Below are 15056 nucleotides of genomic sequence, written 5' to 3' on the forward strand. Positions count from 1 at the left end.
ATTATAGAAAGCGTCCCGGCAAATTGTCCGGGACGCTTTTTTTATTAGACCTATAGTTATTACGTATATACAAATGGCATTAAACTTGACAATATACCTGTGCTTATAAATAAAAGGAAAAGATAGGCCATGGTCTGACAAATTGGCCACTTTCTGAATTAAACTATGCAGATGAACAGATTTTATTTAAATAATTCTGAAGAAGAGATGGAATTCATGCCAATAATCCCTTTAAATGAAGATGGGGATGGGCAGGAAGACGATAAAATACCCGATGAACTGGCACTCTTACCTTTAAGAAATACTGTACTTTTTCCCGGTGTTGTATTACCTATCACCGTTGGCAGAGACAAATCAATTAAGGCAGTCAATGATGCTTACAGAAGCGACAAACTGATTGGCGTTGTAGCACAGAAAGACAGTACAATAGAGGACCCTAATATAGTTGATCTGGCAGATGTAGGTACGGTTGCCCGTATCGTGAAGCTGATTAAAATGCCGGATGGTGGTACTACTATCATCATACAGGGACGCAAGAGATTTAAGATCAGTGAAATAGCTTCCGAAGATCCTTATTTCAAAGCCCGTATAGAGATACTGAACGATGAAATAGTGACAGATGATCCGGAATTTGATGCGTATATCTCATCTATCAAAGACCTGGCAGGACAAATCATTCAACTCTCTCCAAACCTGCCATCCGAAGCAAGCATTATCCTCAAGAATATTGAGAACGCTTCCTTCCTCGTGCATTTCGTTTCCTCCAACCTTAACTGCGACCTGAAGGAAAAACAACAACTGCTGGAAATCAATAATCTGCGCACCCGAGCAGAACTGTTATTGAAACTCCTGCAGGTGGAATTGCAACTGGCAGAGTTAAAAAACAAAATCACCAACAAAACCAAAGCAGACCTGGATAAACAGCAACGGGAATACTTCCTGCAACAACAGCTGAAATCCATTAAGGAAGAACTGGGTGGTGATTCCAACGACCGTGAAGTAAAAGAACTGCAACGCAAAGCGGAAAAGAAAGTATGGACAGAAGCTGCTGCAGAACTGTTCCGCAAAGGAATCGAGAAACTGGAACGTATGCATCCAAGCACTCCCGATTATTCTGTGGTATATAATCACTTAGACCTGATGCTGGACCTGCCCTGGCAGGATTATACCCAGGATAGCTACGATCTTAAAAAAGCCAAAAAGATCCTTGATAATGATCATTATGGCATGGATAAGATTAAAGAAAGGATACTGGAATACCTGGCCGTGCTGAAACTGAAAGGGGATATGAAATCTCCTATCCTTTGTTTCGTAGGCCCTCCGGGTATTGGTAAAACCTCTCTCGGACGCTCTATTGCCAGTGCCATCGGTCGTAAATATGTACGTTTGAGCCTTGGTGGTTTACACGATGAAAGCGAAATCCGCGGACACCGTAAAACATATATCGGTGCTATGCCCGGTCGTATCCTGCAATCCATCCGTAAGGTAAAAACCTCTAACCCGGTGATGATCCTGGATGAGATAGACAAGATAGGCAGCGACCAGCGTGGAGATCCAAGTTCTGCCATGCTGGAAGTACTGGACCCCGAACAAAATGGTACCTTCTATGATAACTACCTGGAGCTGGAATATGATCTCAGCAAGGTATTATTCATCGCTACTGCCAATAACATCAATGCTATCAGTCCGGCCCTGCGCGACCGCCTGGAAATCATTGATCTCAGTGGTTATTCCATTGAAGAAAAAGCAGAAATCGCCAAACGCCACCTTGTTCCAAAACAGAAAGATGCACATGGTCTGAAATCTCTGAAGATGAAGATCAGCACCAGCGTAATGGACAGGATCATCCAGGACTATACCCGTGAAAGCGGTGTACGTGAACTGGACCGCCAACTGGCTTCCATTATGCGCTCCCTTGCAAAAGATGTAGCACTGGAAGAAGAAGTGCCGGATAGCCTTACAGAAGAACATGTAGAGAAAATACTGGGTAAACCACGCTATTCCAACGAAATATACAAAGTAGGTAACCCTGCTGGTGTAGCTGTTGGCCTGGCCTGGACTTACGTAGGAGGAGATATCCTCTTTATAGAAAGCAGTCTGAGTGAAGGAAAAGGAGAGCTGAAACTGACCGGGAACCTTGGTAACGTGATGAAGGAGTCTGCAACTACGGCCCTCAGCTACTTACAGGCTAATGCCGCTCAGTTCAATATCGATCCCAAGATGATGTACCAGCGTAGTGTGCATGTACACGTACCGGAAGGGGCAGTGCCTAAAGACGGTCCCAGCGCAGGTATCACCATGCTCACCGCACTTACTTCCGTATTTACAGGAAGAAAGGTAAAATCTTATCTGGCAATGACAGGGGAAATCACCCTGCGTGGACAGGTATTACCGGTAGGAGGGATCAAGGAAAAGATCCTGGCTGCCAAAAGGGCGGGTATCCGGGAAATTATCCTTTGCTGGCAGAATGAAAAAGATATCAAGGAATTAAATCCTGAGCATATTAAAGGGTTAAAGTTCCATTTTGTAAAAGAAATGAACCAAGTGATCGATATAGCGTTATTAAAGAAGTAACACTTCAATGCAGGTTGTTACAGTTGTGACCTGCATCGTATGTTTATGTTGATTGTTTTAAGGGTTTAAAATAAAGCCATTCTTCCTTCGGGCAGAGTGGCTTTATTGTGTATGCTAATTTTCCCCCGGCTCATTAATATTATTTATTATTAATTAGTTTTATGTCAGCATGTGGAAGATTAACATCTTATTTTTATTCCTATACATACAGCCATGTACCGCACAGGTACTGGGAGGAAAGAGCGTATTTTCTTTCCTGGATCTTCCCGTAGCTCCTCAACTGGCGGCTTTGGGAAACGCAAATGTGAGTCAGCAGAATAATGATATCGCCTTATCCGCATTAAACCCGGCTTTACTCAGAGAAAGCATGCACCAGCACCTGGAAATGAACTACACCAATTACTTCGCAGATGTGCAGTACGCACATTGCCTGTTTGGTTATCGTTCCAGCCGTTTACAGACAACATTTGCAGCCGGTATTCAATACATCAACTATGGTACTGTTACTCAAACAGATGCATCCGGTAATATCCAGGGAGCTTTCAAACCCCGGGATATGTCCGTGCAACTTACCATGTCCCGTCAATATCTGGAAAGATGGCATTACGGTATCACTTTACAATTTATACAATCAGGTTACCAGCAATATCATTCTACCGGTTTAGGCGTAAATGTGGGGCTCACTTACCAGGATACTACTCATAAATGGCAGGCAGGATTTGTAGCAAAGAACATGGGGGTACAATTAAGCACCTACGTCGCAGGTTCACAGGAACCTTTACCATTCGACTTACAGATAGGGATTTCTAAAAAACTGGAACATATTCCTTTACAATTATCAGCCACTTTACATCACGTCTATCAGTTCGACGTTCGTTACGCAGATCCCGGCTTTGAAGAAGGCACTATCATTACAAACGGAGATACAACTAAAGCCGGTAATAAAACAGCAGATAAGATCTTCCGGCATTTTGTGCTGGCAGCACAGTGGGAGATAGGCCGTTATATAGAGTTTACAGCAGGGTACAATCATTTAAGACGTCAGGAGTTAGCAACAGCTCAGCAAAAAGGGTTAAGCGGTTTCTCCGCAGGTTTAGGCGTTATTACACGCAAACTGCAACTACGCTATACCCGTTCATGGTACCAGCGCAGTGCAGCGCTTAATCAGTTAGGAGTGAATGTTCCACTAAAAGAGTGGGGCGTATTCTAGAAAAAATAACTTTCAAAATTTTGGTGTGCAGGGCGGAGCCCTGCAAAAAAAACTTAAAAAAATTATTGAATGAGCTTAGCTCATTCAATAATTTTTTTTAATCTATCAACTCTCTTTTATACAACTGTATTGTATTCTCAAGTCCAAGATAAATCGCATCACAAACCAGTGCATGGCCAATAGAAACTTCCTTCAACTGTGGAATATGCAGCTTAAAGAAGCGTAAATTATCCAGGCTCAGATCATGCCCTGCATTCAGATCTAATCCAATAGCAGTAGCAGCTTTTGCGGTATTCTTGTAATCATTGAATAACTGGAAATTCTGTGCTTGTGTACGCGCTTTTGCATACTCTTCCGCATAAGGGCCGGTATATAATTCTATGCGGTCTGCTCCTGCGGTTTTAGCCGCTTCCACTTTACTCACATCTGCATTTAAAAAAATAGATACCCTGATTCCTGCAGCCTTTAAAGTACCGATTACATCTTTCAGATAAGACTGATACTTGATAGTATCCCAGCCGGTATTGGAAGTAATCGCATCAGGCGGATCAGGTACCAGTGTACATTGATGAGGCTTTACAGCCAGCACCAGGTCCATGAAATCCTTAGACGGATATCCCTCTATATTAAATTCTGTAGTTACCAGTGGTTTCAGGTCTTTCACATCCTGGTAGCGTATATGGCGTTCATCCGGGCGGGGGTGTACGGTAATGCCATCAGCGCCAAATCGTTCACAATCCTGTGCTACTTTAAGTATGTCCGGCATATTGCCGCCCCGTGCATTACGGAGGGTAGCAAACTTGTTGATATTTACACTAAGCTTGGTCATGCTACAAAATTAAAGAAAAAAGGTAGTGACTCAGTTTGATTTTTGGGTGCAGGGCGAAGCCCTGCAAAACCCCTTAAATTGATTTTGATGGTGCGAAGCGCCATCAAAATCAATTTAACTAAATCATTACCAGAAAAAAAGGGTGTTCTGTTTTTAACAGAACACCCTTTCCTATATGTTTTTGATACGACTAGTACCTGTAGTAATCAGGTTTGTAAGGACCTGCAACCGGAATGTTCAGGTAAGCAGACTGGGTAGGAGTTAACTCATCCAGTTCTACGCCTATCTTTTTCAGGTGCAGACGGGCTACCTTCTCATCAAGATGTTTAGGCAGTACGTATACTTTGTTCTCGTATTTGTCTGTGTGCAGCCACAGTTCCAGCTGAGCCATTACCTGGTTTGTAAATGAGTTACTCATTACAAAGGAAGGGTGACCATTAGCACAACCAAGGTTTACCAGGCGGCCTTCAGCCAGCAGGATAATATCTTTACCATCGATGGTATACTTATCTACCTGTGGTTTGATTTCCACTTTAGTATTACCGTAGTTCTTGTTCAGCCATGCAACATCGATTTCGATATCGAAGTGACCGATATTAGATACGATACATTTATCTTTCATCAGTTTGAAGTGCTCTCCGTTGATGATATCGCGGCAACCGGTAGTTGTTACGATAATATCAGCTTCTTTCACTGCATCAGACATTTTCTTTACTTCATAACCTTCCATAGCAGCCTGCAGTGCACAGATAGGATCTATTTCAGTAACGATTACACGGGCACCTGCACCTCTCAGAGATTCTGCAGAGCCTTTTCCAACATCACCAAAACCAGCAACAACGGCAACTTTACCAGCAATCATCACGTCAGTAGCACGACGGATCGCATCTACACAGGATTCGCGGCAACCGTACTTGTTATCAAATTTAGATTTGGTAACAGAGTCATTGATGTTGATAGCAGGGATAGGTAAAGTACCATGCTGCATACGCTCGTATAAACGGTGTACACCGGTGGTAGTTTCTTCACTCAAACCCTTAACGTGCTGGATCAGCTCAGGATATTTATCAAATACCATGTTTGTCAGGTCACCACCATCATCCAGGATCATGTTCAGAGGACGGTCAGCCGCACCAAAGAACAGGGTCTGTTCAATACACCAGTCAAAATCTTTCTCACTTAAACCCTTCCAGGCAAATACAGGAACACCTGCAGCAGCTACAGCAGCAGCGGCATGGTCCTGAGTAGAGAAGATATTGCAGGAACTCCAGCGTACTTCTGCTCCCAGATGTACCAGTGTTTCTATTAATACAGCAGTCTGGATGGTCATATGTAAGCAACCGGCAACGCGGGCACCCTGTAATGGTTTGGTATCACCATATTCCGTTCTCAGGGACATTAAACCCGGCATTTCAGCTTCTGCCAGTTCAATTTCTTTGCGTCCCCACTCGGCCAGAGACATGTCCTTTACCTTATATGCAAGGTTAAAGTCAATGTTAGAATTAGCTATTGTCGACATTTTTACTTGTTTTGTGCAAATCTACCTTTATTTTATGGCTTCTGACTATGCATTTGTTCTTTTTTTTAATGCCCAAACAGAACATTTGATTAATTCACCCCTTTCTTATTTTTTCACTGTCGGTATAGTTCAGTTTGCTAATCATATGTTATAACATGATTTTAGCTGATATATTCACATCATATGTGTAAAAAAAACCATCTCATAAAAGGTTGGTAAATAGGGAATAATAAAAGTTATCCCCATTTCGGGGATAGACATATTAACAAAACATATAAAATATTTTGACTGGGTGTCAAATATTCGATATGTTTGTATTTCAATATATATGTATTGTCATTGAGTTTTCGGGGCAATACAAAATTTGATGGTTTTGGCAGCTGCTTAATGTGATTGGTACGATCTGGACTAACCATCAAGGAATCAGTTCTATGCGTTTTATTTTATCAGCAGCACAGGGCTTTTTTATTGCATTTAAAAGAATTCGTAACCATATCCTCATTATTGGTTAATCGTGAACAGAATCAGATGGATAATAGAAATTTACACGCTTTACTATGCTCAAACTTCCCAATCCTATGACACGCAATCTCCGTATTGCACACCGTAAAGTATGTCGTGTACTTTACCGGACCGTGCTGCCGGTGTTATTGCTACTTATGTGCGGTCAGGTAAACGCGCAAACTGTTAAAGCTGTAATTAATCCTACCGGCGGTACAAGTGCTGCAGATGGTATTAAAGTCGAAATATACAGCGATGGTGGTATTAAAGTGACCCGTAACGGGCTCACAGAAAGTTACTCACATACGGATAGTACAACCGGTCTCAGAGCTTTCTTCGACTTTAAAAGTACCTCGCACCTGCTGGATGGGGCCAACCTTAAAAGCCCCTCTATCTGTTATATCTCACCTGTATCAGGAACAGGTACAAGTGCAGACCCCTACAAAGTACATATCATAGGAACAATACAGGATAAATACTACGGTGGTGCAGGGCAGACAGGTACTGTTACCTGCATAGTGTCTTATATACAGAACAGTAATTACTTTTTCATGGACTTTATAATGCATATGCCCAACACCAGTTTTGGGACATCTGCATTATTCTATTTGTCAGAACAGTCATTAATGGGGGCCGCTTCGGGCGCAGATCCTGATGAAGTAAGTCAGTGTGGGTATGGTTTCGTAAGTGCAGATGGTAAATCAGTAGGTATCTTAAGAGATGTAGCTTGTTCCGGTGCGCCTGAAGCGCCCCGCTCACACGTATACAGAACATATAATCAATTTGATTCCTGGGAAGCTTCCATCCCGGACAACCGTTTTTATGTAAATGACAACGGTTACTTCCCGGGCAATGTAGTTGCTACCGGAGTAGATGGAAGGGGAAGATCTCTCGCCGTAATGCGTTCACTGGGAGCTATCTACAGTGATGCTTATAGTCCCGATCCCCCAAATATCAAAACTTTCCGCATATTATCGGGTTATGGTACTACTGCTACAGAGTTTGATGGTCTTACAACAGTAAAGGACTCATTCCCCGTAACAGGATTCTCAGCTACCCCCATAAAAGTACAGTTCACCAGTGCTGCTTTATCAGGTAATGAAGGAAATACAGCTGATGGTGAACAGGTTGCACAGGGTTTAACGCTTAACGTATCCGGTGGTAAGCTGGGTGCGCCTACTTATGTACTGGTGCAGTATGATCCTACAGCTACTTTCGCACATCCTGCAGCAGTGAATACCGACTTTAAACTGGTACAGGAAGCCGTACTGGTTCCTGCGGGAGACTATACCACCGCTAAAAATGTGGCTATCACAAACCTGCATGTAATTGGTAACGACCAGTTACAATACAGCCGCTCATTACACCTTAAACTGGTAGCTACCTGTGCGTCCCTGATCAACATCAACGGTACTTCCGAATGTGATTACACCATTGTAGATGATGAACCACGTACCATGGTACTGAGCATGGACAGTACACAGATTCTCGAAGGAAATACAACTAAGGCAAGAGTTAAATTATCCTCAGGGGTAACTTGTCCGGAAGATATCAATATTACTTTCTCCAGGCTCGCCACTTCAACAGCCGGCGATACGGATTTTGTCACGCCTGCATCTATCCTGATTCCTGCAAATGCCTCCGGCAGCGCCGATTTCATTATCCAGGCAAAATCAGATAAAGCCCTCGAGAATACAGAAAAACTTACACTTAAATTCCAGGGCACTATATTAGGTATCACGGTGACAGGCCAATCAGACCTGCTCATTCAGGATAGTACCTATTATAATGCTGCTTATGCTCAGATACAGGGAGATTTCTCACCTACTGCCTCAAGGCCAATACCTGAAGGTTACACGGGAAATCTGATGCTTCACCTGCCCACAGGAGTAACTACAGAGGTACCTATCACCATCCAGAGCATTACAGAAGATAATGCCTCTACGGCAGATGATGGAATAGATTACAGCCTGGACATCTTTGGTGGTACGGTTTACAGCATTCCTGCCGGAAGTACTTCCGTGCTGGTGCCTTTCAGTGCCCTTGCAGATAAATTAATTGAAGGGCCAACACCCGAATTCGTAAGATTAGCAGTCATTTCTCTCGATAACGTTGGTACAAAACGTTCTTATCCTTACACAGGGGCAGATATCCCTATCACAGATATGGACTACAGTACCGGCATGAAAGTAGTCATCGCACCTACCACCATAAAAGAAGGTGATGCAGGTGCTACTATTACTGTAGCATTACCGGGCGGTATCGCTACTTCATATCCTATTGCAGTAGCACTTTCAAGAGGATTGGGGTCAAAAGCTCAAATGTCAGATCTGACCAATGCTTCTTATTTGCCTACTTCTGTAACGATTGGCCTGAATAAAAAATCTGTAAATGTTGCCACCAAACTGCTGGCAAAAGTTGATAATATACTGGAGAACGATGAGATCCTTTATATCGTTACCAAACCAACAGGTTTTACAACAGACTCCTCTATCATTACCATTGTAGATTCTACAGGATTGATCCCTGGTAATAAAGATATGAACCTGCAACTGGTTACTTCTACTTTAAGTGAAGGCGCCAGCTCCGATATTAAGATCAGCCTTGTAAATCCGGCTATCACTGCAGAAGATCCTATCGTTGTAATGCTGACGCCTGATGCTGCATCAGTTGCTTCCGGTACCGATTTCAATCCTGCTGCATCCGTGACATTGCCTGCTCTCACGAACAGTTATACTGCAACCAGTGCATTAACCGCTGTTACAGATAATATCCTGGAAGCAGATGAGGCATTCACATTACTGGGTACATCTACCAGCATCTCCGGACTTAATATCCCATCCTTCGGTGGTTTGATCCAGGATATTACAGGTACTAATCCGGCTAATAAAATAATAACAATAACACCGAGTGTTACCGCCATGGATGAAGGTGGTACAGGGTACGGCTTTACTTTCAGCTTACCTGCAGGTATCACAACAGAAGTTCCTATTGTTATAACACCTGCACTGATGGCCGCTTCTACCGCATCATCAGCAGATTACACACTGGATTCAACAACATTAACATTAGATAAAACAAATAATCACAGTACCTGGTCTGGTGTTACTATCACAGATGATAACACGAATGAAGGGGATGAAACCCTGATCCTGGGCGGTTCTGCTGCATCAACAGCTATTACCGGTTTACAGGTAAATCAGGCAGCTACTGTTACTATAAAAGATAAGGCCGTTGTAGTTGGCAACCTGATTATCACTTCTGATACTACAACGATCACAGAAGGTGGGGCCGGTGCCAATATCACTATCAAACTGCCAGGTGGCGCTACTACTTCAACGCCTATCTCTATTACAGCTTCAAGAGGACTTAGCTCACAGGCTACTTCAGGTTATACAGGATTACCACAAACAGTTTCACTGGTAGGTAGTTCAATAGTGCTGTCTCCTGTTTCTGCTTCTGCTGATAATATTGTAGGTGATGATGAAACACTGGTAGTATATATAGATGCTGCAGGATATCCTAAAGACTCTGTAGTATTACAGATCAAGGATGCTACTGCCGCTTCTAAGCGTAAAATCACTTTCACAGCGCAGCCAACCTCTCAGGGTACTCATGTACTGGAAGGCAATACTTACACAGTAAGAGCCAGCTTCCCTGCAGGTGTCCTGCCTTATAAAGCAGTGTCTCTCTCTGTTGGAGCAAGTGTGAATTCTACTGCTGCATCTACCGATTACACCGGTGTTCCAACAGTAGTGACAATCGATCCTACAACAGGTTACCAGGACTTCACCCTTACTGCCAGTACAGATAACATCCTGGAAAGCACAGAGCTGTTAAGGATCATCGGTACAGTAACGAATATGTCGGGTGTAACTACAGATAGTCTGGATGTGTTCATAGATGATTCTACCATTCTGAATACAACCAAAGCAAAACTAAAAATCACTTTCGATTCTACTTCTATTCATAAAGGTAGTTTCACCAGAGTGACGGTCGGTTATGCAGATCCTACAGTAACTTCAACACAAAGTCTGTCAATCAATGTTGCTCCTGATGCCTCTTCTACTGCCGATATCACTAATTACAGCGGTATCCCTACAGTAGTAACCTTACCGAAAGACAGCAACTTTGTTACTTTCTTCCTCAATGTACCGGACAACTTTAAAATAGAAGGAACTACTATCTTACAATTCGCTGCAAGTGCTACCGGTTATACCGTAGCAACTGTACCGCCATTGTACATCCTGGATAAAACTGCTGCAGCTATAAAGCTCATCAAAATTTCCGATGCAGGCGAACCTTCTACCAATGGTGCATTCGCAGTGAAATTACCAGCTGCATCAGTTACAGATGTAACCGTTACATTAAGCGCTACGTATGGCAGCACTAACATACAGGCGATTCCTACCTCAGTAGTGATTCCTGCAGGTACAGACAGCCTGATGGTGCCGGTATATATCCAGGACGACAACATCATCCAGGGTGATAATACCCTGTCTGTTATACTTACTAAAGCAATGACCGGAATGACCTTCCTGGTTGTTGATGCTACACCTGTTCTCATTAATGTAACAGATGATGAAAGTCTGGCAACCGGTCCTAAATCAGTTGCCCGCCAGATACTGATAGAAAAAACAACAGATGCTACACAGCCGAATATTGAAGGAGGCTTCATGGTACGCTTTAGCGATACCACGCTGGTAGCCGCGAAAGATGTGTCTGTGAATTATAACATAGGAGGTACTGCTACCGCAGGAACAGACTATGTAGGTATCTCCGGAAACGTAATCATCCCTGCCGGATCATATGGTGCACTGATTAAGATCGTTCCTTCCGGAATAACATCAGCAGGTGCAAATCAAACGGTTCAGTTACAGCTTAAAAATGCCAGCTCCAGCATACCTGCTGTAGTGTGGGGTTTTGTAGCTATCCCGCAGGCAACGGTAACGATCTACAATAATAATATCGATACACCACAGGTAAATATCTTCGCCGCCACCAGTGCTATCACAGAAGGAGACGATGTGCAGTTTATCGTGAGAACAACCAAAACCACTAAAACAGATATGCCGATCACTATCGTTGTTACAAACGATATATACAGAACGCTGACGCTGAGTGGTGGAGTTGTGAAAGGAGATACACTGATCGTAACAATGCTGGCAGGACAGAAAGAGAAATATATCACTGTACACGTAGATGATAACGATGTCAATGATGATGACGGATTCCTGCAGGTAAGTGCCAAACCATATGTCCCCGGCAGCGGAACACCTGCCTACACATTGGGCCTGGCTAGTGATCTGAAAAATACCGTAACAGATAACGACTCACTCAGAATATCATTTACATCCAGTCGCTACACAGCTAAAGTAGCCTTTGATACAGTCGGACAGCCACTACCATTCACCCTCAGATTGAATCGTACCAGCTCCCGTATTGTAACAGTGTACTACGAATTCTTCACACCGGCAGCAGGAGAATTACCGGCACGTACAAGTGCTGCAGAGGGAGGTAAGGATTATGATAACACTGTTACACCGTTGTTAATATTACCAGCACAGGCTAGTGCAGAAATTCAGGTGTTGGTAAATGGTGTTGAAAGAGATAAGATGTTTGGTATGAGATTGCTGAGAGCAACGGTAGCTACGAACCAGCATACACCTACAATAGATTCCATAGTATCTGCAAGTGGTATCATCGAAATATGTACAGATTGTGATGTGGACGGTGATGGAGTTCCTGATTACATCGAACGTTTTATTACAGATGGAAGATGGAAAGATGATAACAATGGAAATATCCGTGTGCATCCTGCTCTTTCTCCAAACAATGATGGTTTGGGTAATGACGCAATGTATATCGAGAACATTGATAAATATCCTGATAACGATGTAACCGTGTTTAACCGTTGGGGTGGTACCGTATTCACAACAAAAGGATACAACAACTTCACCAACAACTTCAATGGTAAAGCAAATACCGGAAGCGGAAAGAATCAGGACGTACTGGATGGCTCTTACTTCTTTATCATACACTATACAGATGGCAGTGGTAAGAAGATACGTTACACCGGTTACCTGGTAATAAAAAGATGATGATGACTGATAAGAAGATATTCCTGATAAACCTGCTTATCGCAATTGCATTCTGTCTGCCGGCAAAGGCTCAGCAGGAACCGATTTATTCTCAGTACATGTTTAATGGACTGGTAATAAATCCGGGGTATGCAAGTGTGGATGAATCTGCCAGTCTAACAGTGGTAGGACGTAACCAGTGGGTAGGATTAGATGGTGCTCCTAAAACAGCATCCCTGTCTTTTTTCACACCTTTTAAGCAAACTAAAACCAGCATCGGATTCTCCGCAATGAAAGAATCGATCACTGTAGATTCCAGAACAGACTTTAATGCAATTGCCTCTCAGAAAGTAGCGTTAAATGATGAGTGGAATGTGTCGCTGGGTTTACAGGTTGGTATCTCTCAATACAAAGAAAATAATAGTCAGCTCTCAACAACAGACCCTTCTTTTGCAGAGAACCAGAGCTACATGAAAACGAATGTAGGTTTTGGTTTCACTTTATTTAAAGAAGACTTCTACGTGGGATTATCTTCTCCGCTCTTCAAAAGTTTTGACATGGGCAAAAAAGGAGTAAGCAAGATTATTACCAAACCACACTATTACTTAACCGCAGGTTATGCATACAGGGTGAATGATGATGTTTTGCTGAAACCTTCCATATTATTGAGAGAAGTAAAGGGGAATGGCATGCAGTATGATCTGAATGCTTGTGTACTGTTAAGAGAACTGGTATGGCTGGGCGCTTCATGGCGTTCAGAAAAAACAGTGACCGGACTGGTGCAGGTACGTATTACGCCTCAGTTTGAATTAGGTTATTCTTACGATACACCTACCAATTCTAATCTGAAAGGAGCACAGTCTGTTTCTCACGAAGTAATGCTTAACTTCCGTTTTGGGTGGAGCAGCGATCACGAAATAACACCAAGAGTTTTCTAAATATTTACCGAATACACGTACCGAAAAAAGGATCCCGCATTACATTATGCGGGATTTTTTTATTATATACCTGATTATTAATTAGTTATTATATATTATATATCTTTTTCGATAAAAACGGTCCTTTATCAAAACCGTGTTTAAACATTTATCGTAAGTTATAATACAGAAGGAGAAACGATCATTGATCACCTTCTAATATAATTAGAAAAGTTGTGTCTTTTAATGGTTAACTTGGGAAACAGCCTGGTATTTCTACCAGGCTGGATTGTTTATATCATTCTTATAATACTTTCCTCATCTCATAGTCATTCATAAAATAACCATTTCCGATATCAGTATCTTTCTCTTTGTAAATGGTAAAGCCCTGTTTTTCGTAAAAGAAACGTGCTTTATTATACCTGTTTACATCCAGTTCAAGTATCGTCCCGTTTAATGCTTTTACAGCATCAATAACAGCATTGATAAATAATTTCCCTACACCTTTTCCCTGGTAATTACCATGCACATATATCTTATGCAGTTTATAAATACCTGCGGTATCTGTAGATGCATAAGAGGCATAACCGATAGGGGATCCGTCATCATACAGCAACAAGAAATGCTGTCCCTGAGCAAATTGTTTAGTCAGTGTTGCTGTACTATACATCAGCTCTACCATATACTCAATTTGTTCCTTATCCAGGATCGTTTGATAAGTAGGCCGCCATATCTGTTCCACCAGCTCCTGTATAACTGGTATCTCTGCGGCAGTGACTGCTTTTATCTGAAACATATTTATACTTTGTCTTTAATTTCTTTAATTGCTTCCAGCATGCGCTCCAATGGAGTAAATCCGCGTGCTATCAGGTATAATTGTTCTCCATTGTCCAGTATTGCTGCCGGAAAACCAGTAATACCCCATTGTTGCACCATACTAAACTCCTGCTGAGTTGCATACTTATTCTCATCTTCCTGCATCTTCTTTAAAAACTCCGCAGCAGGTATATTATACTTTTCCAGTAGTTCTGTGTAGGTCTTATCATCATTCAGACTTTTCCCGTAATAATTAAGTGCCAGCTGCATATCATGTGCAAAACTGATCGCATTCTCCGGCTGATATTGTTTAAACACGGTTAAGGCAACACCGGGTTTCTCTGAATCCATGATATCATCTGTCTGAAGGTATTCATCCAGGAAAGCAGGCCCAAACTTAATCCCCGTCGTTGCTTCTACTCTTTTATGCGCATCCTGTATATAAGTATACATCGCAGATGCAGGTCTGTGGTTAGCACTCAGCATCATCCCGCCTGAAAGTATTTCAAGTTCCATTTCTGCTCCGAATTGCGTCTGTAATTGCTGTATTACGGGCGTAAAACCATAACACCATCCGCAGATTGCGTCATAGATATAGATCAGTTTCATA

Annotated in this window: 8 protein-coding genes; 4 read left to right on the forward strand and 4 right to left on the reverse strand. The window is 42.5% G+C overall.

Annotation, left to right across the window (positions count from 1 at the left end):
• Positions 1 to 171: 171 nt before the first annotated feature.
• Together lon and porQ are read left to right on the forward strand one after the other, a co-directional pair.
• Positions 172 to 2574: an endopeptidase La gene (gene lon, locus BMW86_RS17345; RefSeq protein WP_089783712.1), complete on the forward strand. Its 2403-nt coding sequence runs from the start codon at positions 172 to 174 to the stop codon at positions 2572 to 2574.
• Between the two features lie 169 nt (positions 2575 to 2743).
• Positions 2744 to 3784: a type IX secretion system protein PorQ gene (gene porQ / locus BMW86_RS17350; RefSeq protein ID WP_089782985.1), complete on the forward strand. Its 1041-nt coding sequence runs from the start codon at positions 2744 to 2746 to the stop codon at positions 3782 to 3784.
• Positions 3785 to 3881: 97 nt separating this feature from the next.
• Here the strand turns inward: porQ and BMW86_RS17355 are convergent, their stop codons facing one another.
• Together BMW86_RS17355 and ahcY are read right to left on the reverse strand one after the other, a co-directional pair.
• Positions 3882 to 4613, reverse strand: a complete 732-nt coding sequence (locus BMW86_RS17355; protein WP_089782986.1) for a pyridoxine 5'-phosphate synthase — start codon at positions 4611 to 4613, stop codon at positions 3882 to 3884.
• A gap of 190 nt (positions 4614 to 4803) precedes the next feature.
• Entirely contained in the window at positions 4804 to 6132 is a 1329-nt protein-coding gene (ahcY, locus tag BMW86_RS17360; protein WP_089782987.1) for an adenosylhomocysteinase, read from the reverse strand.
• Positions 6133 to 6710: 578 nt separating this feature from the next.
• On the opposite strand from ahcY, the gene BMW86_RS17365 reads away from it, so the two are divergent.
• Both BMW86_RS17365 and BMW86_RS17370 read left to right on the forward strand, forming a co-directional pair.
• Positions 6711 to 12734 carry a T9SS type B sorting domain-containing protein gene (locus BMW86_RS17365; RefSeq protein WP_177189289.1) on the forward strand — a complete coding sequence of 2008 codons (6024 nt, stop codon included), beginning with the start codon at positions 6711 to 6713 and terminating at the stop codon, positions 12732 to 12734.
• Entirely contained in the window at positions 12731 to 13651 is a 921-nt protein-coding gene (locus tag BMW86_RS17370; protein ID WP_089782989.1) for a PorP/SprF family type IX secretion system membrane protein, read from the forward strand. Before BMW86_RS17365 ends, BMW86_RS17370 begins: the two co-directional genes overlap by 4 nt.
• Positions 13652 to 13934: 283 nt before the next feature.
• Here BMW86_RS17370 and BMW86_RS17375 read toward each other — a convergent pair whose 3' ends face one another.
• Positions 13935 to 14426 (reverse strand): GNAT family N-acetyltransferase, encoded by a 492-nt coding sequence (locus tag BMW86_RS17375; protein ID WP_089782990.1) that lies wholly within the window; start codon positions 14424 to 14426, stop codon positions 13935 to 13937.
• Between the two features lie 2 nt (positions 14427 to 14428).
• On the reverse strand, positions 14429 to 15055 hold the full coding sequence (locus BMW86_RS17380) for a DsbA family protein (protein ID WP_089782991.1): 627 nt from the start codon (positions 15053 to 15055) through the stop codon (positions 14429 to 14431).
• Between the last annotated feature and the right edge of the window lies 1 nt (position 15056).

This window comes from Chitinophaga sp. YR573 (assembly GCF_900110995.1).
Taxonomy (GTDB): Bacteria; Bacteroidota; Bacteroidia; order Chitinophagales; family Chitinophagaceae; genus Chitinophaga.

Bases quoted from the DNA above. Each gene is read 5' to 3' on its own strand.
- BMW86_RS17380 (WP_089782991.1), bottom strand. From the start codon at position 15,055: ATGAAACTGATCTATATCTATGACGCAATCTGCGGATGGTGTTATGGT.
- BMW86_RS17365 (WP_177189289.1), top strand. From the start codon at position 6,711: ATGACACGCAATCTCCGTATTGCACACCGTAAAGTATGTCGTGTACTT.
- BMW86_RS17370 (WP_089782989.1), top strand. From the start codon at position 12,731: ATGATGATGACTGATAAGAAGATATTCCTGATAAACCTGCTTATCGCA.
- porQ (WP_089782985.1), top strand. From the start codon at position 2,744: ATGTGGAAGATTAACATCTTATTTTTATTCCTATACATACAGCCATGT.
- lon (WP_089783712.1), top strand. From the start codon at position 172: ATGAACAGATTTTATTTAAATAATTCTGAAGAAGAGATGGAATTCATG.
- BMW86_RS17355 (WP_089782986.1), bottom strand. From the start codon at position 4,613: ATGACCAAGCTTAGTGTAAATATCAACAAGTTTGCTACCCTCCGTAAT.
- ahcY (WP_089782987.1), bottom strand. From the start codon at position 6,132: ATGTCGACAATAGCTAATTCTAACATTGACTTTAACCTTGCATATAAG.
- BMW86_RS17375 (WP_089782990.1), bottom strand. From the start codon at position 14,426: ATGTTTCAGATAAAAGCAGTCACTGCCGCAGAGATACCAGTTATACAG.